We start from the raw sequence: 18026 nt of genomic DNA, 5'->3' as shown, positions 1-18026 counted from the left end.
ATGGCGGCACAGGTCGGCATGGCCCCTATCAAGCAGCGAGGCGTCGCCACGCTGGGCGGAACGGAGAAGGTCGCGGCACTCCTGCTCGCCATGGGCCGGCAGGCGGCCGCGAGCGTGCTCGCGCAGTTCGAGCCGCAGGATATCCGCACCGTTACAAAAGCCGCGGCCGAGCTGCGGCCGATCACGGCGCAGGAACTCGAAGCGATCGTCGAGGAGTTCGCCCAGCAATTCTCGATGGGCGCCAATATTCTCGGCACCCTCGGTGGCCTGGAAGCGGTGCTCGGGGACGTACTTCCGGCCGACCAGGTCTCGGCCATCATGTCGGACCTGCTCGGCAATTCGAGCCGGTCCGTGTGGGACCGCGTCTCGTCGGTGTCGGAAAACTCGCTGGCAAGCTATCTCTCCAAGGAGCATCCGCAGACCGCGGCGCTGATCCTGTCCAAGGTCAAGCCGTCCTGCGCCGCCAAGGTCATGAGCCAGCTGCCGTCGAGCCTGCGCAACGAGCTGATGCGGCGCGTGCTCAGCCTCAAGCCGATCGTCGACGACGCCATGAGGGTCCTCGAGAAGACGCTGCATGAGGATTTGACGCTGAACTTCGCCCGCAACCTCGGCGCGGACACCTATGCCCGCGTCGCCGACATCATCAACAAGATGGAGCGCGGACATATCGAGGACATGCTGAAGAGCCTGTCGGAGAAGCGGCCGAAGTCGGCCGAAGTGCTGAAGGAGCTGCTCTTCACCTTCGACGACGTGACCAACCTGACGCCGAAGGCGCGCACCATGATCTTCGACCAGGTGCCGACCGATCGCATCGTCATCGCGCTGAAGGGCACCGACAAGCACTTCCGCGAGATGATCCTGTCCTCGGTCGCCTCGCGCGTCCGCCGGGTCGTCGAGCACGAACTCGCCATCGGCGAACCGTCGAACCAGCGCGACGTGCTGGAGGCGCGGCGCGTGATCACGGACCTCGCGCTCGACCTTGCGGAAAAGGGCGAAATCGAGCTCAACCCCGAGCAGGAGGATGAGCTGGTCTTTCGCTGACCGCTGAACGGGCATGGCAGAAACAACCGATCAGGAGAGCAAGACAGAAGAGCCGACCGAGAAGAAAGTCCGCGATGCGCTCGAACAGGGCAAAATCCCGGTCTCTCGGGAGGCTTCCATCTTCGCCTCGATGGCCGCGCTGATGGTGATCCAGGCGTTCCTGATCGGCCAGGGCGTGCAGCAATTGACGCCGATGCTGACGGGCTTCCTCGACGATCCCGACGGCTTCCCTCTCAGCACCGGGGCTGACGCCCAGAATCTCCTCATCGTGGTCGGTCTTCAGGGATTGCGGTTCCTGACGCCGCTGGTCGTCACGTTGGCGGCGTTCGGGCTCGCAGCCTCGCTGTTGCAGAATGCTCCCAGCCTGGTGCTCCAGCGCATCACGCCGGACCTTTCGAGAATCTCTCCGCTCAGTGGCTGGAGCCGGCTGTTTGGATCGCAGGGCCTCGTCGAGTTCGCCAAGTCGCTGTTCAAGCTCGCCGCGGTGACTATCGTCGTCGCGTTCGTGCTGCGCTCGTCGGAAGCGAAGGCGTTCGAGGCGATGTACACCGATCCGGTCGCCCTGCCGGAGATGATTCTCAGCATCGCCATGCGAATCGTCTCGGCGATCTGCATCGCGACCATCGTTCTGGTCGCGGTCGATCTGGCCTGGGCGCGCTTCCACTGGCGGCGCGAGCTGCGTATGACGCGGCAGGAGATCAAGGACGAGCACAAGCAGGCCGAAGGCGATCCGCTGATCAAGGCGCGCCTGCGCTCGCTGGCGCGCGACCGCTCGCGCCAGCGCATGATCGCCTCCGCATCGCGCGCGACGCTGGTGATCGCGAACCCGACGCACTTCGCGATCGCGCTGCGCTACAATCGCGAAGAAAATCCGGCGCCGATCGTCGTGGCGAAGGGCATGGACGTGATTGCGCTGAAGATCCGCGAAGTCGCCGAGCAGAACCGGATTCCGGTGATCGAGAACAAGGCGCTGGCGCGCGCGCTCTACGAGGCGGTTCAGGTCGACCAGGTGATTCCGGCGGAGTTCTTCCGGCCGGTCGCCGAGATCATCTACTTCCTGCAGTCCAAGCAGACGCCGCGGTCCGAGAAGGTCCAGTAGAATTCCGAGGACGGCGTCCCTTCCATCAGCCTGACGAAAGCTTGCGACCCTAAGGTTACACCGTCTGAACCAGAATGGTGCTGCCGTGGGACCGCTCTATCTCTTCGAACTCGCATCGTCGCAGGCGCGATACCTCGAGCTCCGCCAATCGACGATCGCCACCAACGTGGCCAACGCCAACACGCCGGGCTTCAAGGCGCGCGACGTCGAGCCCTTCAACAAGGTGCTCGACAACACGCCGGTGAGACTGGCGACCACGTCGCCGTCGCACCTGCAGCTCTCCCCGACCGAGAGCGACACGCGGGCGACCGCGAAGAAGGACAGCTGGGACGTGGTTCACTCCGGCAACTCCGTCAGTCTCGAGCAGGAAATGATCAAGGGCAGCGACGTCAGTCGCGATTACTCGATGAACTCGGCTATCGTGCGGTCTTTTCACCGCATGCTGCTGTCGAGCGCGAAGACCTGAGGTGAACTGACATGCTGGACTCATTGCAATCCTCGTTGACGGTCGCGAGCTCCGGGCTCGAAGCGCAGTCGACGCGCATGCGCATCGTCTCGGAGAACCTCGCCAACGCGACGTCGACGGGGCGCGTCGCCGGCGCCGATCCCTATCAACGCAAGACGATCACCTTCGATGCCGCGATGGACCGCGCCTCGGGCGCACAGCTGGCGAAGGTCAAGGAAATCGGGGTCGACACTACCCCATACCGCGTGGAGTACGAGCCGGGGCATCCCGCCGCCGACAAGGCCGGCTACGTCAAGCTGCCGAACGTCAACATGATGATCGAGATGGCGGACATGCGGGAAGTCAACCGGTCCTATGAAGCCAATCTGCAGGTCGTGAAACAGGTGAGGTCGATGCTGGGCATGACCATCGACCTGCTGAGGAGCTGATAATGCTTGAAGCGATTTCATCCACGGCGATCTCGGCCGGGCAGGCGGCAAGCCGCGCGACCGAGACGCAGGCCATCTCGTCGGCGGCCACACCCGCGATCCAGTCCGGCGGCGACGTCGGATTCGAATCGGTCATGAAGCAAGTGACGACGGACGCGATCGGGACACTGAAGGCGGGCGAGGCGGCCTCGATCTCGGCGATGCAGGGCAAGGAATCGACGCGGCGTGTTGTGGAGGCTCTGATGTCGGCCGAGCAGGCCTTGCAGACGGCGGTCGCAGTTCGCGACAAGGTCGTGCAGGCCTACCAGGAAGTCGTTCGGATGTCGATCTGATCAAGGAGTGACGCTGTGAAATCGCTTGCCATCGCGGCCACGGGCATGAACGCCCAGCAGACCAACATCGAAGTCATCGCGAACAATATCGCCAACATCAACTCGACCTCGTACAAGCGGGCGCGGGCCGAATTCACCGATCTGTTCTATCAAATGGACCGCATGCAGGGCGTTGCGAACACCAGCGGCTCCTCGCCGATCCCGGAAGGCGCCAATCTTGGCCTCGGCGTCAAGTCGGCGGCGATCCGCAAGCTGCACATCCAGGGCGCGCTCACCCAGACCGGCAATCCCTACGACATGGCGATCAACGGACGCGGCTGGTTTCAGGTGCTAGGCCCGAACAACGAGGTGCAATACACCCGCGCAGGTTCGTTCAATACCAATGCCAACGGCCAGCTCGTCACGATCGATGGCTACTTGCTGGATCCGGCCATCACGGTGCCGCAGGGGACAGTTCAGGTCACGGTCAACCAGACTGGACAGATGTTCGCCAAGCTGGACACCGAAGTGAACCCGCGGCAGATCGGTCAGCTCAACCTCGCCAATTTCGCCAACGAGGCCGGCCTCGAACCGCTGGGCAGCAATCTCTATCGCGAGACCACGGCGTCGGGCACGCCGGTCGTCGGGCTGCCCGGCGATTCCGGCTACGGCAAGATCAACCAGCAATATCTCGAAGCCTCGAACGTCGACCCGGTCAAGGAAATCACCGAGTTGATCTCTGCCCAGCGCGCCTACGAAATGAATGCCAAGGTCATCCAGGCCTCGGATGAAATGGCCCAGACGGTCTCGAAGGGCATGCGCTAGTTCCGGTGTATCCATGTTGAACAGGATGGGCTCGATCATGCGCGGGTTGGCCGCCGTGCTGCTGGTTCTCGTCTCGGCGCGTCTCGCCGCGGCCGAGGAGAAGCGGCTTCCCGTGCCGGCCGTTTCGATCCGCGCCGGTGAGCTGATCCGGGACGACATGATCACCGAGCGCGCCTTCGCGCCGAACGTGCTCGGCGTCGCCATGTTCATCGAAGGACGCCAGGTCCTGGTCGGCCGCATGGCGCGCCGCGCGCTGCTGCCCGGCCAGCCGATCCCGACCAACTCGGTGGAGGATCCCTGGACGGTCGCCCGCGGCGCGATGGTCAAGGTCGTGGTCGAAGACAGCGGCCTGTCGATCGTGACCTATGGCGCAGCGATGCAGTCGGGTGCGCCCGGCGCGCTGATCCCGATACGAAATACCGATACGGGCGTGATCATCAGGGGCGTCGTCCAGCCGGACGGCACCGTCAAGGTCTTGGACGGGTCATGACCAGAGTCCTGCTTGCGCTCGTCCTGCTCGTTTCCGCCGCCAGCGCCCAGGCCGCCGTCCGCATCAAGGACATCGCGGACATCAAGGGATTGCGCGAGAACCAGATCGTCGGCTACGGCCTCGTCATCGGCCTGAACGGCACCGGCGACACGCTCCGCAATGCGCCGTTCACGGAGCAGTCCCTGCAATCGATGCTCGAGAACATGGGCATCAATGTCAGGAACGAGACCACCAGCACCAACAATCCGCCGCGTCCGACGACGCTGCGCACGCGCAACGTCGCGGCCGTCATGGTGACCGCGGACCTGCAGCCTTCGATCGGTGCGGGCGAGCGCATGGACGTGACCGTGTCCTCGCTCGGCGATGCGACCTCGCTGCTCGGCGGCACCCTGGTGATGACGTCGCTGCGCGCGGCGGACGGTGCGGTCTACGCGGTGGCGCAAGGCGCGGTCACGGTCGCCGGCTATAGCGTCGGGGGCCAGGCCCAGAACGTCAGCCAGGGCACGCCGACCGCGGGCCGCATCCCGAATGGCGCGCTGGTCGAGCGCGAGGTGCAGGGTAGTCTCCATGAAATGGAGTATCTCGTGCTGGAGCTCAAGAACCCTGACTTCGTCACTGCTACGCGAATTCTCGACGCCATCAACCGCTACGCGGGCGGACGCTACCGCGCGCAGATCGCCTTCGAGCGCGACTACCGCACCATCGTGCTGTCGAAGCCGCGCCACATCGGCCCGGTCCGCTTCCTCGCCGAAATCGGCGAGCTGACGGTCGAGCCGGACACGCCGGCGCGGGTCGTGATCAACGAACGTACCGGTACGGTGGTGATCGGACGCGACGTACGGATATCGACCGTTGCCGTGACGCACGGCAATCTGACGGTCCGCGTCACCGAGCTTCCCGTGGTATCGCAACCGGCGCCGTTCTCGAAAGGGCAGACGGTGGTCGTGCCCCAGACCGTGGTCGAGGCCAACGAGGCCGGATCGCAGGTGGCGATCCTGAGCGGCGTCGATCTCCAGCGCTTGGTGCGCGGCCTGAACCAGATCGGCCTGAAACCATCCGGCATCATCGCGATCCTCCAGGCGATCAAGACGGCCGGCGCCCTCCAGGCGGATGTCATCGTGCAATGACGCGTAAGCGCCGTGCAAGCTTGGTCGCTCAATGCTCTCTCGACCGAGAATCGCACGCGGGCCGATGTTGAAGCTGGATCATAAAGCCAAACTCCTCCTCCTGGTCGCGGCCTCCGCGCTCGCGAGCGCTTCGCCCGTTCTGGCGCTGGATGAGGCCAAGCCGTCGAAGCCGCTCAACCTGCTGTCCTTCGCGCGCGCCCGCACGCCTGCCCCGCAGAAGCCGATCTCATCGATCCCGAGCGACAATGCGTCGATGCGGGCGACGGCGTGGGCAGCCGAAGATTCGGGACCAGTGACCACGGGTGCCGTGCCGGCCTCCGAGAAGCCCGCGCCGGCACCCACAGCCGCGCCGCGACCGGCCAAGCCCGGCAGCGTCACGGCGCCGCCGAAGCCGGTACCGCCCCAGGCCGCTGCAACCGCGGACAACGAAGTCGCCCTGTTCTGCAGCAATGTCGCCGACCCCGCCGTCGATGCAAGGTTGGCCTGGCAGCTCAAGGAGCTGGAGAAGGCCGAGATCCAGCTTCGCGAGCGGATCGCCGAGGTCGAGGCCAAGCGCGCGGAATATGAGAAGTGGATGGCGTTGCGCGACGACTTCCTAAAGAAGGCCGAAGCGAGCGTCGTTGAGATCTACTCGCGCATGAAGCCGGACGCCGCCGCAACCCAGATCGCCGGGATGGCGGACGAGACGGCCGCGGCCGTGCTCGCAAAGCTCAGCCCGAGGAGCTCGAGCGCAATCTTCAACGAGATGGAGACGGGGCGCGCGGCGCACCTCGCCGATCTGCTCGGCGGGATGCGTCGCGTGGATGACGGAAAGACCAAATAGATGAAGAATCTGATCCTCATCCTCTCGCTGTTATCGCTTGCCGGATGCGTCACTGATCCGGCCGAGGTCCTGACCGGCCCGCGATTGTCGCCGGTCGGGAGCGGCCTGAGGACGCAGGCCGATCCGATTCCCGTGACGCCCCGCATGCGCTCACCCGTCAGCTATCGCTCGACCTGGGACGACGGCACCGATCTCTACCGCGATCCGCGTGCCCGCCGCACCGGTGACGTCGTGACGGTGATCATCTCGATGCAGGACAAGGCCAAGCTCGACAATAAGACCGACCGCTCGCGCGATTCGCAGATCAAGTTCGGACTCGACTGGCTGATGGACGTCGCGGGATGGCAGGACAAGGGCTCGACGAGCGCCAACCTCAACACCAACACCCAGATCAAGGGCAACGGCCAGATCGACCGCACAGAGGATATCAAGCTGTCGATCGCGGCCGTCGTCACCGACGTGTTGCCGAACGGCAATATGATGATCAGCGGCTCGCAGGAATTCAAGGTCAACACGGAAATGCGCGTGCTCAACGTCGGCGGCATCGTGCGTCCACGCGATATCTCGCGAACCAACACGATCTCCTACGAGAAGATCGCCGAGGCGCGCGTGGCCTATGGCGGTCGCGGAAATCTGTCTGACGTGCAGCAGCCCGGATGGGGACATCGGATCTATGACGCCGTGGCACCGTTCTGAGATGCGCGACCGTCGGGCCGTGTCACGAGGGCAGGGGACGTCATGCGCCTGATTGCGGCCATCGTGGTGCTGACCCTGGTCGCGATCGGCGCGGGCGCGCTTGCCGGCCTGCATCTGTTTGCGGCCGCCGAGCGCGTTGCCGATGCGAAGAAAACCGCCACGCCGCCGCCTCTTGCCTCCAGCTACGCCGGCAGCGCGCGGCTCAGGAAGCTGTCCCCGATCGTGACCAATCTTGGCGCGCCGGCCAACAACTGGGCCCGCATCGAAGCCTCCATGGTGACCGACAGCATGAGCGACGAGGATGCCGGCATCCTGGCGGCCCATATCAGCGAGGACATCGTCACCTATCTGCGGTCGGCGACGGTGGCGCAGTTCGAGGGATCGCGCGGGCTTCAGCACCTGCGCGACGACCTGACCGAACGCGCCAATATCCGCTCCTCGGGCAAGATCCGCGAATTGATCATTGAGACGTTGGTGATTCAGTGAAACTGAGAGTCCTGCTGCTTGCGTTGCTCCTGGTCGTGCTGCCCGAAGTGGCACTGGCCCAGATTCCGGACCTCAATTCGCTGCTGCCGCCGGGCAACGGCTCGACCAGTGGCCGGATCATCCAGTTGATGGCGGTGATCACGGTGCTGTCGGTGGCGCCGGGACTGCTCATCATGGTAACGAGCTTCACGCGATTTGCGGTGGCGCTGTCGTTCCTGCGGGCCGGTCTCGGCCTCCAGACCACGCCGGCCAATCTGGTGCTGATCAGCCTTGCGCTGTTCATGACCTTCTACGTGATGGCGCCGACCTTCGACCGCGCCTGGGAAACCGGCATCCAGCCGCTGATGAAGAACGAGATCTCGGAGGAAGAGGCCTATCTGAAGATCACCGATCCGTTCCGCGAATTCATGCTGGCCCATGTTCGCGACAAGGATCTGCAGACCTTCGAATCGCTCGCCGCGGAGAGCTTCCGCAGGAAGTTCGACGACAAGCGCGTCGACATGCGCGTCATCATTCCGGCCTTCATGATTTCCGAGCTCAGACGTTCGTTCGAGATCGGATTTCTCATCATCCTGCCGTTCCTCGTCATCGACATGATCGTGGCGACGCTGACAATGTCGATGGGCATGATGATGATGCCGCCAACGATCCTCGCACTGCCGTTCAAGATGCTGTTCTTCGTGCTGATCGACGGCTGGAACCTGCTCGCCTCAGGGCTGGTGCGGTCGTTCTCGTGACGGCAACGAGCGCGAGCCGGATGGCTATGGTTAGCGAGAAGTACCGGCCTATGGTTAGCAGTAGGTAATGTTAACCATCTGATTTTACTGCGTAATTCAAGCCGATCTTAATCTGCGCGCAAGCTTCTGCGTGTTAGCAATGCGGCACGGCGGGTTGGACCCCACCCACATCAGTCCAAAGGCATGATGCCGCCCCTCCGTACCGGTGAAAGCCCGGTATGTCCCCTCGTGAAAATGTAACGCGTACATAAAGGGACATTCGCAATGTCAAGCCTGCTTACGAACTCGACCGCCATGACCGCACTCCAGACCTTGCGGTCTGTGAGCTCGCAGCTCTCCACCACGCAGACCCGCATCTCCACCGGCCAGCGCGTCTCGACCGCTTCGGACAACGCCGCCTACTGGTCGATCGCGACCTCGATGCGCGCCGACAACGCCGCGCTCTCGGCGGTCTCCGACTCGCTCGGTCTGTCGGCCGCAACCGTCGACACCGAATATACCGCTCTGACCACGGTCATCGGCGACAAGGACTCCGGCCTGACCAAGCTCCAGTCCCTGCTGGTCGAAGCCAAGACCGCCGGTATCGACCGCAGCAAGATCCAGGCCGACGTCACCCAGATCCAGCAGCAGATGAAGGCGACAGCCAATGCGGCGACCTTCAACGGGATCAACTGGCTGAGCACGACCGCCACCACGCCGACAACCTTCAGCCTCGTCTCGTCGTACTCGCGTGTCGGCGGCACGCCCACCATCGGTTCCATCACGGTGACCACCGCCAACTACTCGCTCTACACCTCGGCGCAGGGCGGCATTCTGGACACGGCCGGTTCGACCTCTCCGTCGATCGACACGATGAGCATCTCCGCGCTGACCGACTCGGCAGCTGACCAGACCACGCTCGATGGTTACATCGCGCAGGTCACCGCTGGCATCAACTCGGTGGCCTCGGCCGCCGCCAACCTCGGTGCCGTCAAGAACCGCCTCTCGACCAACACGGACTTCGTGAAGTCGCTGATGGACTCCGTGGATCGCGGTATCGGCCAGCTCGTCGACGCCGACATGAACCAGGAGTCCACCCGCCTGTCGGCCCTCCAGGTCCAGCAGCAGCTCGGCGTCCAGGCGCTCTCGATCGCCAATAGCAGCAGCCAGAGCATTCTCTCGCTGTTCCGCTAAGCCTCAAACGATCTTCGGAGGGCCGCGCTTCTCGCGAAGCGCGGCCCTTTTTTTGGCGTGACGTCGCGCGCCGTCATTTCGGCCGCGCCTTGTTGCGGCAAAGACACAGAGCCACAAGCCTCGCACAAGCTTCGCGGGCTATCGTCCCCGTTACGACAGGTTGGGCCTTGACGCTTTTGCGCAGCCCAAAGGCATGACGCCGCCCTGCCGTACCGGTGCAAGTCCGGTATGTCCCCAAACTCAATCCAATCTCCAAAGGGACATCAAAATGGGTTCTAGCCTCCTCACCAACTCGTCTGCAATGACCGCGCTGCAGACCCTTCGCAACGTCAGCTCGCAGCTCGCGACGACGCAGAACCGGATCTCGACCGGTATGCGCGTCTCGACCGCCTCGGACAACGCTGCCTACTGGTCGATCGCGACGTCGATGCGCTCCGACAACGCCGCGCTCTCCGCGGTCTCCGACTCGCTCGGTCTGTCGGCTGCGACCGTCGACACCGAATATACTGCTCTGACCTCGGTCATCGGCGACAAGGACTCCGGCCTGACCAAGCTCCAGGCGCTGCTGGTCGAAGCCAAGACCGCCGGTATCGACCGGACCAAGATCCAGGCTGACATCACCCAGATCCAGCAGGACATGAAGCTCAAGGCCAACTCGGCGACCTTCAACGGCATCAACTGGCTGAGCACGACCGCCACCACGCCGACGACCTTCAACCTCGTGTCGTCGTACTCGCGTGTCGGCGGCACGCCCACCATCGGCTCCATCACGGTGACCACCGCCAACTACTCGCTCTACACCTCGGCGCAGGGCGGCATTCTGGACACGGCCGGTTCGACCTCTCCGTCGATCGACACGATGAGCATCTCCGCGCTGACCGACTCGGCAGCTGACCAGACCACGCTCGACGGCTACATCGCGCAGGTCACCGCTGGCATCAACTCGGTGGCCTCGGCCGCCGCCAATCTCGGTGCTGTCAAGAACCGCCTCGCGACCAACACGGAGTTCGTCAAGACCCTGATGGACTCCGTGGACCGCGGTGTCGGCCAGCTCGTCGACGCCGACATGAACGCGGAATCGACCCGCCTTCAGGCGCTCCAGACCCAGCAGCAGCTCGGCGTTCAGGCGCTCTCGATCGCCAACCAGAACAGCCAGAGCATCCTGTCGCTGTTCCGCTAAGCCGCGGCTTCGAAAACGACCGTGCTCCCCAGGGAGCACGGTCTCCGCCATGAACGGCGGATCTGACGGCACACGACGTGCCCACATCGATCTTCTGACGCCGCATCCCAGGCAACATGCCGTCGTCGATCGCACGGCGATGCAACCGGCCGTCCGCCTGTTGCAGACGCGCGCGATTGCGTCACTCGCTCTCTTGTAAAATTGCAACGCCTCGCCGGCGAACCGATACATTCGTGGTCTCGCGCAACCTTCAGGCAAGGTTGGCAGCAGAGTGTCCTCTACGTTCGCATTGGTACGAGGTCACATGCTGCTCAGTCGTGCGCAGGTACAGCAACTGCTCAATAATCTGCTGGAGCTTGGGCCGCGACGCCTGATGGCTTTGGGATTGATCGGTTTCGCCGTTCTCGTCACCGTCGTGGGCGGCGCCTATTATCTGAGCCGGCCTGAATTCGAAACGCTCTATACGGGCCTTTCCCGCGAAGACGTGACGCGCATGGGTGCCGCGCTCCGCGAGCAAAACATCACCTTCGACGTCAACACCGCCGGTGACGCGGTCTCGGTGCGTCCGAGCCAGACCATGCAAGCGCGGATGCTGCTCGCCGAGAAGGGACTGCCGACCAGCGCCAATTCCGGCTACGAGCTGTTCGACAAGATCGGCTCGCTCGGTTTGACCTCGTTCATGCAGGAGGTCACCAAGCTCCGGGCGCTGGAAGGCGAAATCGCGCGCACGGTGCAGTTGATGAAGGGCGTGAAGGCGGCGCGGGTGCATATCGTGATGCCGGTGCGGGGGTCGTTCCGCGCGACGCAGCAGCCACCTTCCGCATCGGTCGTGCTGCGGACCGACGGCGCAATCGAGGCGCGCACGGCGCAGTCGATCCGTCATCTCGTCGCGGCGGCCATTCCGGGCATGAGCCGCGACAAGGTCACGGTGCTGGACGCCGACGGTTCGATGCTGCTTGCCGAAGAGGACGAGGCTACTGCTGCCCCGACCAAGATGGCGAGCCTGCAGAAGACGGTCGGCGGCATGGTGCAGGAGAACATCCGCAAGGCGCTGACGCCGTATCTGGGCCTCGACAATTTCGAAGTGAGCGTGGCATCGCAGCTCTCCACCGACAAGCGTCAGACCAACGAGACCGTCTACGATCCCGAAAGCCGCGCCGAACGCTCGGTGCGGAACGTTCGCGAGAACGAGAAGTCGCAGAACGCAGATCGTTCGCAGCCGACCACGGTGCAGCAGAATCTTCCCGACCAACAGGTGAACGCCGGCGGCACCAAAAGTTCCAGCGAGGACAAGACCCGCCGCGAGGACGTCACCAATTTCGAGGTCTCGTCCAAGACCACGACGACGGTGAGCGACGGCTATTCGGTGAAAAAGCTGTTCATTGCCGTGCTGGTCAACCGCGGGCGGCTCATTGCCGACCTCGGGGACAAGAGCAACCAGGCCATCGTCGACAGCAAGCTCGCCGAGATCAGCCAACTCGCGGCCACGGCCGGCGGGCTGGACAAGGCGCGCGGCGACCAGATCCAGGTGACGGCCGTCGATTTCATCGAGGGCTCGCGCGAACTGGCGCCGGTGCCGCCGATCAGCTTCGTCGAGATGATCAACAAGCAGCTCGGCAGCGTCATCAACGCAGTCACGATCCTGGCCGTAGCTTCGATGCTGGTGTGGTTCGGACTTCGTCCTGCGGTCAACGGCATTTTGACCCATCGCGCGGCGCAGGAGCAGACCGAGGCGGCGGAAGCTGCCCAACTCGAGTCGGCCGCCGGCGCCCTTGCATTGGCGGACAGCGAAGAGGCCGAGCTCAACCTGGTCGAAGACCTCGAAGGCAAGATGCAACGAACGCCGCAGAAGCGGTTGGAGCAGATCGTCCGTCTCGATCAGATGCAGGCGGCAGCGATTCTTAAGGACTGGATGCGACGCGAGGAGGCGGCATGAACGCGGCAATCGGAAAGCTCCTGACGCAGTTCGACGCGAACGGGCGGGTCAAATCGCCTCCGCCTCCGCCGCCGCCCAAGATCCAGGATGTGCTGACGAGGCCGAAGGAAGCCCGGCGCGAGCCTCAGCCTCAGCCGCAGCCTCAGACCCATTCGCAACCGCAGTCGCAGCCGCAGCTTCAGTCGCCGCCTCCGGCGCCGAAGGCGGAGGCACCGGCGGTCAATCTCCTGGACGATGCCTTTCGGCGCGGCCATGCGGCCGGCGTCGCGGAGGGCGAGTCCAGGATCGCCGAGGAAAGAGTTCGCAGCGCGATCCGGCTCGGCGAAGAGCGGGCCAAGTGGTCCGACCAGCAGGCAGTGGCGGTCGTCAGCGGCTTCGAGACGGCTTGCCGCGAAATCGAGACCAACATCGCGAGCTCCGTTGCGCGGATATTGCTGCCGTTCCTCGCCGATGCGGTCCGCGACAAGGCGATCGGGTCGCTGGTCGAGCAGATTGCGGCGCTGACCGGCAATTCGCCGGTGCCGGTGTTCAAGGTCACCGGCCCGAGCGAACTGCTCGACCTGGTGAAGACGCAGCTCGGGACGGCCCGGCGAACCGGCTTCGAGTATGAGGCCGCCGATACTTTTGAGGTTCGCGTCGTGGCCGACCAGACCGTGATCGAGACGCAGATCACGGCCTGGAGCGAGCGCCTGAAAGAGGCGCGCCGGTAGTCCGTCATGAATGAGGTCAAATCAGAACTCGTCATCATCCGCCGGCGGGGCGCCTTCGACGACGAGAAGCCGCACGGCGGCGTCTGGAAGATCGCTTATGCGGACTTCATGACCGCGATGATGGCGTTCTTCCTGGTGATGTGGCTGATCAATGCGCTCAACCAGGATCAAAAGCAGGTGGTCGCGAGCTATTTCAATCCGATCAAGCTCGCGGAGAACGCACCTGCCCCGAAGGGCCTGAAGGATCTCTCCAAGAAGGAGCCGTCGTCGTTCGACGGCCAGGACGGCAGGCGCCAGCCGGGAGGACCGAGCGAGGAACGTCGCGGTGACTCTCCAACGGCCGAGAAGCCGCCCTTCTACGAGGAGAAGGTCCTGTTCCGCGATCCCTATACGACGCTTGCCGAGATCGCCAGCAGCGCGAACCAGGCCTCGGGTCAGCGGCGCGCCGGCGCTCTGACCTCTGCCGAAGAGGATGGCCTCAAGGGAGGCGACGCCTACCGCGATCCGTTCGATCCCGGCTATTGGAAGCTTGCGCCGCAGGCAGCCAAGGATGCCGATCGCATCATCGAGGGCGAGCCCAAGCTTCAGTCCAAGCCCGAGTCCAAGCCGAATGCGTCCGCGCGCGACACCGCATCCGGCACAGGCCAGGGCGAGCCGCAGGCGCGCCGAGCCAGGCAGGATGATGCCGGCGGAAGCGTGGCTCCGAACGCCGATGCGTCCTCCGCAAGCCTGTCGCCTCTGCTGCCGCCGGGGCCCGCGCCATCGCAGGCCTCACGCGAAGGGAACGCGCAGCCGGGTGCCCAGGCTGGTAATCAAGCCAATGCGGCCACCCAATCGCGTTCCAACGACACGACGAAGGAATCCGAGTCGCGCGACGCGGCTCAGGCCCAGCAACTAGCGGTCAAGCAGCTTCAATCGGCGATCGCGGATGCGCTGTCGGACGTCAAGGCCGGCGCGGGACCGGTGGCCGAGGTGCGTCAGGTCGAGGAAGGCCTGCTGATCAGCCTGACCGACGATGCGAATTTCGGCATGTTCGCGGTCGGCTCGGCTGAGCCGCGGCCCGAGCTCATCCGTGTGATCGACAAGATCGGCCCGCTGCTGACAAAGCGTCCCGGCCTGATCATCGTCCGCGGCCACACCGACAATCGGCCGTACCGTTCGGAGACCTACGATAATTGGCGGCTGTCGACGGCCCGTGCGCAGATGGCCTATTATATGCTGGTCCGCTCCGGCGTCGATGCGCAGCGCATCGAGCATGTCGAGGGTTACGCCGATCGGCGGCCGAAAATTCAAAACGATCCGGCGGCGGCGCAGAATCGCCGGATCGAGATCATGGTCCGGGAGAAGCGTCCTTGATCAGGGCTCTTTTCCGCGCCGCGCTGCTGATGCTGCTGTTCACGGCGGCAGGCGCTTTCGCCGAGCCGGCATCGATGCCGGCCCCGTCGGCATCGGCATCGGGCGAGCCATATGAGCTCGTTCGGGCGTTGCAAACCGTGCAGGACGGCATCGCTAACGGCGATACCGCGGCGCACGGCAGCCACGGCGCATTGATCCGGCAGATCGGCGAAAAATTTCTCGCCGCCGATCCGGGCGTGTGGAGCAACCCGCAGAACGGCCAGGCCGCTGTCATCTACCTGCTCAGCGGCGGCGCGCCGCAAATCATCCGCAAGCTGCCGCGCGACAAGCTGAACGTCGATGGACGGCTGTTCGATGGCGCGCTTGCCTATGTCGAGGGTCGTCAGGACGAAGCGCGCGAACTGCTCAAGGAAGTCAAGCCGCGGACGGTTCCGTCGGGCCTGGGCGGGCAGCTCGCGCTGGTCCAGGGGGCGCTGTTCGCACGCGCTGAGGCATCGCTCGCAATCGAGCGTCTAGATGACGCGCGCTTGCTCCTGCCGGGCACATTGGTGGAGGAGGCGGCGCTGCGGCGCGAGATCCTGTTGGTCGGGCAAGCCGAGGATTTCGACAAGTTCGAGTTCCTGACGCTGGCCTATATCCGACACTACCACAACTCGGTCTATGCCGGGGACTTCTGGCAGCGCTTTGCGACCGGCCTGACGCAGTCGAGCCTCGCGCTCGACGAGCGTCGGTTTGCGCGGATCACCACCCTGCTGGAGCAGATCGACCGCGCGAGCCGCCTCAAGCTCTATCTCGTGATCGCGCGGACCGCGATGGTGCGCGGAGGGCTGGCCGTGACCCGGCTTGCCGGCGAGCGTGCCCTGACTCTCAGCGCCGATGCCTCGGCGGAACGCGAGCGGGCGCATTTGTTCCGCGGCGTGTCGCGGGCGCTCGCCGACGAATATGACGGCGGTCTCGCCGAGTTGAAGGCGCTCGACCGGTCGAAGCTGCCCGAGCGCGACATTCCCTTTGTCAATGCAACGGTGCAGCTCGCACTCGACGTTCGCAAGCCGTTCGCCGGCGGATCCGCCGCCGCAGCCGAGAAGCCTCCGGTCACACCGGCGCGCCTCGATCTCGCGTCGTCGACTGCAACGCTTGCGCGCGCGCAGAAGCAGCTCGGCGAGCTCGAACTTCTCACCAGGGATCGCCGTCCATGACGAAGCTCAGTGGAACCTCCGGACAGGTCTTTTCGAGTCTCGCCGAAAGCCTCAACATGCGGGGCACATCGCGCTCCGGCAAGAGCGCCGGGGCGAAAGCGCAGGCGGACTCGTCCTTCAACGATCTGCTGCACACCGTCTCGAAGCTCGCGAAGCGCGCGCTCAACGATGAGGGCAGCGACACGGCCGTGAAGGCCGGAACGCTGCGGACACGCCTGGCGCATCAGAGCGGGAAGGACAACGCGAGCGACGAGACGGTGCACCAACGTACCGCGGCGGTCGAAGAGCCCAGATCCAGCGAAGAGACCACCGAGAAATCTTCCGACAAAAAGACCGACAAGTCGTCCGTGAAACATGGACCCCTCGATCATACCGAGCAGGCCGACGTCCAGAGCCGATCGAGCATCGCCGGGATCATCGGGCAGGAGATCGTCGCCGGGCCACCGGTCGTGCAGCCGCAGATGCAAGCACCGGCCGGCGACAAGAAGGATGCGTCCGGGCGCGACGAGCGGTCTTCCACGACGAAGCGCGACGTTCAGGCCATTGGCACGGCGAAGGCGACGACAGCCGAGCCCCCATCTCTCGTGGCTCCGACCGCCGCGCACTCGCAGGCCGCGGATTCGCACGCGACGACCGGCGCCCAGGCGACATCGACGGACGGCAGTGAGCCATCGCCGAAAGCAACGGCACCCGGCTTTGAGACCGTCGCGGCCAATGTCGAGCGTGCCGCCAAGGCTTCGGCGCGGGACCCATTGCCCGAGACGACCAAGGTCACGGTGGTCCAGCAAGAGACCCATCTGCCGCCGGCGCAATTCAACGCGCCGCAACAGGTTGCCAACGCTGTCGTCGTCGAGCTGAAGGAATCTCCGGCACCGGCGGCGTCCGCGGCCCCGGATCTTGCAGCGTCCCAAGTCAATGCGCCGGATCAGCCGCTCAAGATCCTGACCATCAATCTCGAGCCGCCCGCGCTCGGCAATGTCACCGTGCGCCTTCGTCTCGTCGGCAACGAGGTGTCCGTCCACCTCGCCGCCGAGCGCAAGGACACGAGCCAGATGCTGGACCAGCAGCGCGATTCGATCCGCGATCTGATGCAGTCGGCGGGCTACGTCGCCGACGTCGCGCCCGTCCAGCACGGCTCGCTGGATGGATTCCAGAGCGGCTCCGGCCAGTCGCAGCCGCAGCTCTCGGGCCAGCAACAGCCATCGCCGCAGTCGCAAGGCACGTTCGACGGTACGAGCAATTCGTCGGGACAGGCGGACGGCGGCGCGAAGGAGGCCCGACAGGAGCGCCGGTCCAACGAGGAGACGCGTCATGACCAGGACGTGGCGCCGCAGATTCGTCGCGGCCCTGTTTATCTGTAACGCCAGCGCCGCGGCCGCGGCGACCGACAACGCGCGCCCGTGCGAGCGCGAGATGGCGCGTGCGTCCCGGCAGCACGGAATTCCGCTCGGCATTCTCTACGCGGTCGGCCTGACGGAGACCGGGCGGCGCGGCGCACTTTATCCTTACGCGCTCGGCGCCGAAGGACAGACCGTGTTCGCCAAGGACATGAACGACGCGATCGCCAACTTCGAGGCCATGCGAGCCAAGGGGGTTAAGCTGATCGACCTCGGCTGCATGCAGATCAACCATTACTATCACGGCGATAAGTTCGCCTCGGTCCGGGCGATGTTCGATCCCGCAGGGAATGTCGACTACGCCGCGCGCTTCCTGAAGGAGCTGAAGCAGCGCGAGGGCAGCTGGACCATGGCAGTCGCCCGCTACAATGCAGGCCCCAACAACCAGCCGGCGCAGAAGCGCTACGTCTGCCACATCGTCGCGCATCTCGTCTCCAGCGGCTTCGGCGCGTGGACCGACAAGGCGCGCTCGTTCTGTCAGCCCAAGACGACCTAAGGAGACGACACCAAGTTGTGCATCGTTCCCCATCATCAGCCCCGCGCAAGCAA

The 18026-nt window shown here is 64.7% G+C and carries 20 protein-coding genes; all 20 read left to right on the top strand.

The window, feature by feature from the left end; genetic code table 11:
* A complete protein-coding gene (locus BRA471DRAFT_RS29410) occupies positions 1-1041 on the top strand; it encodes a flagellar motor switch protein FliG (RefSeq protein ID WP_027570476.1) in 1041 nt (346 codons plus the stop codon).
* Between the two features lie 13 nt (positions 1042-1054).
* Complete coding sequence (gene flhB, locus BRA471DRAFT_RS29405; protein WP_007613967.1) at positions 1055-2140, top strand: flagellar biosynthesis protein FlhB; 1086 nt, start codon at positions 1055-1057, stop codon at positions 2138-2140.
* Positions 2141-2225: 85 nt separating this feature from the next.
* Positions 2226-2606 (top strand): flagellar basal body rod protein FlgB, encoded by a 381-nt coding sequence (gene flgB / locus BRA471DRAFT_RS29400; RefSeq protein ID WP_007613964.1) that lies wholly within the window; start codon positions 2226-2228, stop codon positions 2604-2606.
* Positions 2607-2617: 11 nt separating this feature from the next.
* On the top strand, positions 2618-3034 hold the full coding sequence (gene flgC / locus BRA471DRAFT_RS29395; RefSeq protein WP_007613963.1) for a flagellar basal body rod protein FlgC: 417 nt from the start codon (positions 2618-2620) through the stop codon (positions 3032-3034).
* A 2-nt stretch (positions 3035-3036) separates the two neighbouring features.
* Entirely contained in the window at positions 3037-3366 is a 330-nt protein-coding gene (locus BRA471DRAFT_RS29390) for a flagellar hook-basal body complex protein FliE (RefSeq protein WP_007613960.1), read from the top strand.
* A gap of 15 nt (positions 3367-3381) precedes the next feature.
* Positions 3382-4170 carry a flagellar basal-body rod protein FlgG gene (gene flgG, locus BRA471DRAFT_RS29385; RefSeq protein ID WP_007613959.1) on the top strand — a complete coding sequence of 263 codons (789 nt, stop codon included), beginning with the start codon at positions 3382-3384 and terminating at the stop codon, positions 4168-4170.
* A 13-nt stretch (positions 4171-4183) separates the two neighbouring features.
* Positions 4184-4660, top strand: coding sequence for a flagellar basal body P-ring formation chaperone FlgA (gene flgA, locus BRA471DRAFT_RS29380; RefSeq protein ID WP_083843280.1), 477 nt, complete (start codon positions 4184-4186; stop codon positions 4658-4660).
* Entirely contained in the window at positions 4657-5787 is a 1131-nt protein-coding gene (gene flgI, locus BRA471DRAFT_RS29375; protein ID WP_007595884.1) for a flagellar basal body P-ring protein FlgI, read from the top strand. The genes flgA and flgI overlap by 4 nt, the downstream gene beginning before the upstream one ends.
* Positions 5788-5851: 64 nt before the next feature.
* Positions 5852-6610: a MotE family protein gene (locus BRA471DRAFT_RS29370; RefSeq protein ID WP_007613951.1), complete on the top strand. Its 759-nt coding sequence runs from the start codon at positions 5852-5854 to the stop codon at positions 6608-6610.
* On the top strand, positions 6611-7306 hold the full coding sequence (flgH, locus tag BRA471DRAFT_RS29365) for a flagellar basal body L-ring protein FlgH (protein ID WP_007613950.1): 696 nt from the start codon (positions 6611-6613) through the stop codon (positions 7304-7306). It abuts the gene before it with no gap.
* A 42-nt stretch (positions 7307-7348) separates the two neighbouring features.
* Positions 7349-7792: a flagellar basal body-associated FliL family protein gene (locus BRA471DRAFT_RS29360; RefSeq protein ID WP_007613949.1), complete on the top strand. Its 444-nt coding sequence runs from the start codon at positions 7349-7351 to the stop codon at positions 7790-7792.
* A complete protein-coding gene (gene fliP, locus BRA471DRAFT_RS29355) occupies positions 7789-8529 on the top strand; it encodes a flagellar type III secretion system pore protein FliP (RefSeq protein ID WP_007595877.1) in 741 nt (246 codons plus the stop codon). The genes BRA471DRAFT_RS29360 and fliP overlap by 4 nt, the downstream gene beginning before the upstream one ends.
* Positions 8530-8793: 264 nt before the next feature.
* Positions 8794-9702 carry a flagellin gene (locus tag BRA471DRAFT_RS29350; RefSeq protein ID WP_007613948.1) on the top strand — a complete coding sequence of 303 codons (909 nt, stop codon included), beginning with the start codon at positions 8794-8796 and terminating at the stop codon, positions 9700-9702.
* A 268-nt stretch (positions 9703-9970) separates the two neighbouring features.
* Complete coding sequence (locus tag BRA471DRAFT_RS29345) at positions 9971-10882, top strand: flagellin (RefSeq protein ID WP_007613947.1); 912 nt, start codon at positions 9971-9973, stop codon at positions 10880-10882.
* 304 nt (positions 10883-11186) lie between these two features.
* A complete protein-coding gene (gene fliF, locus BRA471DRAFT_RS29340; protein WP_007613946.1) occupies positions 11187-12818 on the top strand; it encodes a flagellar basal-body MS-ring/collar protein FliF in 1632 nt (543 codons plus the stop codon).
* Positions 12815-13528: a hypothetical protein gene (locus BRA471DRAFT_RS29335; RefSeq protein WP_007613945.1), complete on the top strand. Its 714-nt coding sequence runs from the start codon at positions 12815-12817 to the stop codon at positions 13526-13528. The genes fliF and BRA471DRAFT_RS29335 overlap by 4 nt, the downstream gene beginning before the upstream one ends.
* 6 nt (positions 13529-13534) lie before the next feature.
* Positions 13535-14884 (top strand): MotB family protein, encoded by a 1350-nt coding sequence (locus BRA471DRAFT_RS29330; RefSeq protein ID WP_007613944.1) that lies wholly within the window; start codon positions 13535-13537, stop codon positions 14882-14884.
* Positions 14881-16080, top strand: a complete 1200-nt coding sequence (locus BRA471DRAFT_RS29325; RefSeq protein WP_007613943.1) for a chemotaxis protein — start codon at positions 14881-14883, stop codon at positions 16078-16080. The genes BRA471DRAFT_RS29330 and BRA471DRAFT_RS29325 overlap by 4 nt, the downstream gene beginning before the upstream one ends.
* Positions 16077-17441: a flagellar hook-length control protein FliK gene (locus BRA471DRAFT_RS29320; RefSeq protein ID WP_007613942.1), complete on the top strand. Its 1365-nt coding sequence runs from the start codon at positions 16077-16079 to the stop codon at positions 17439-17441. Before BRA471DRAFT_RS29325 ends, BRA471DRAFT_RS29320 begins: the two co-directional genes overlap by 4 nt.
* On the top strand, positions 17392-17973 hold the full coding sequence (locus BRA471DRAFT_RS29315) for a transglycosylase SLT domain-containing protein (RefSeq protein ID WP_007613941.1): 582 nt from the start codon (positions 17392-17394) through the stop codon (positions 17971-17973). Before BRA471DRAFT_RS29320 ends, BRA471DRAFT_RS29315 begins: the two co-directional genes overlap by 50 nt.
* Positions 17974-18026: the final 53 nt, after the last annotated feature.

Origin of the sequence: Bradyrhizobium sp. WSM471, assembly GCF_000244915.1 — a bacterium.
GTDB lineage: Bacteria > Pseudomonadota > Alphaproteobacteria > Rhizobiales > Xanthobacteraceae > Bradyrhizobium.
Note: the sequence above shows the minus strand (reverse complement) of the source record. Positions and strands in the feature narration are given on the sequence as shown.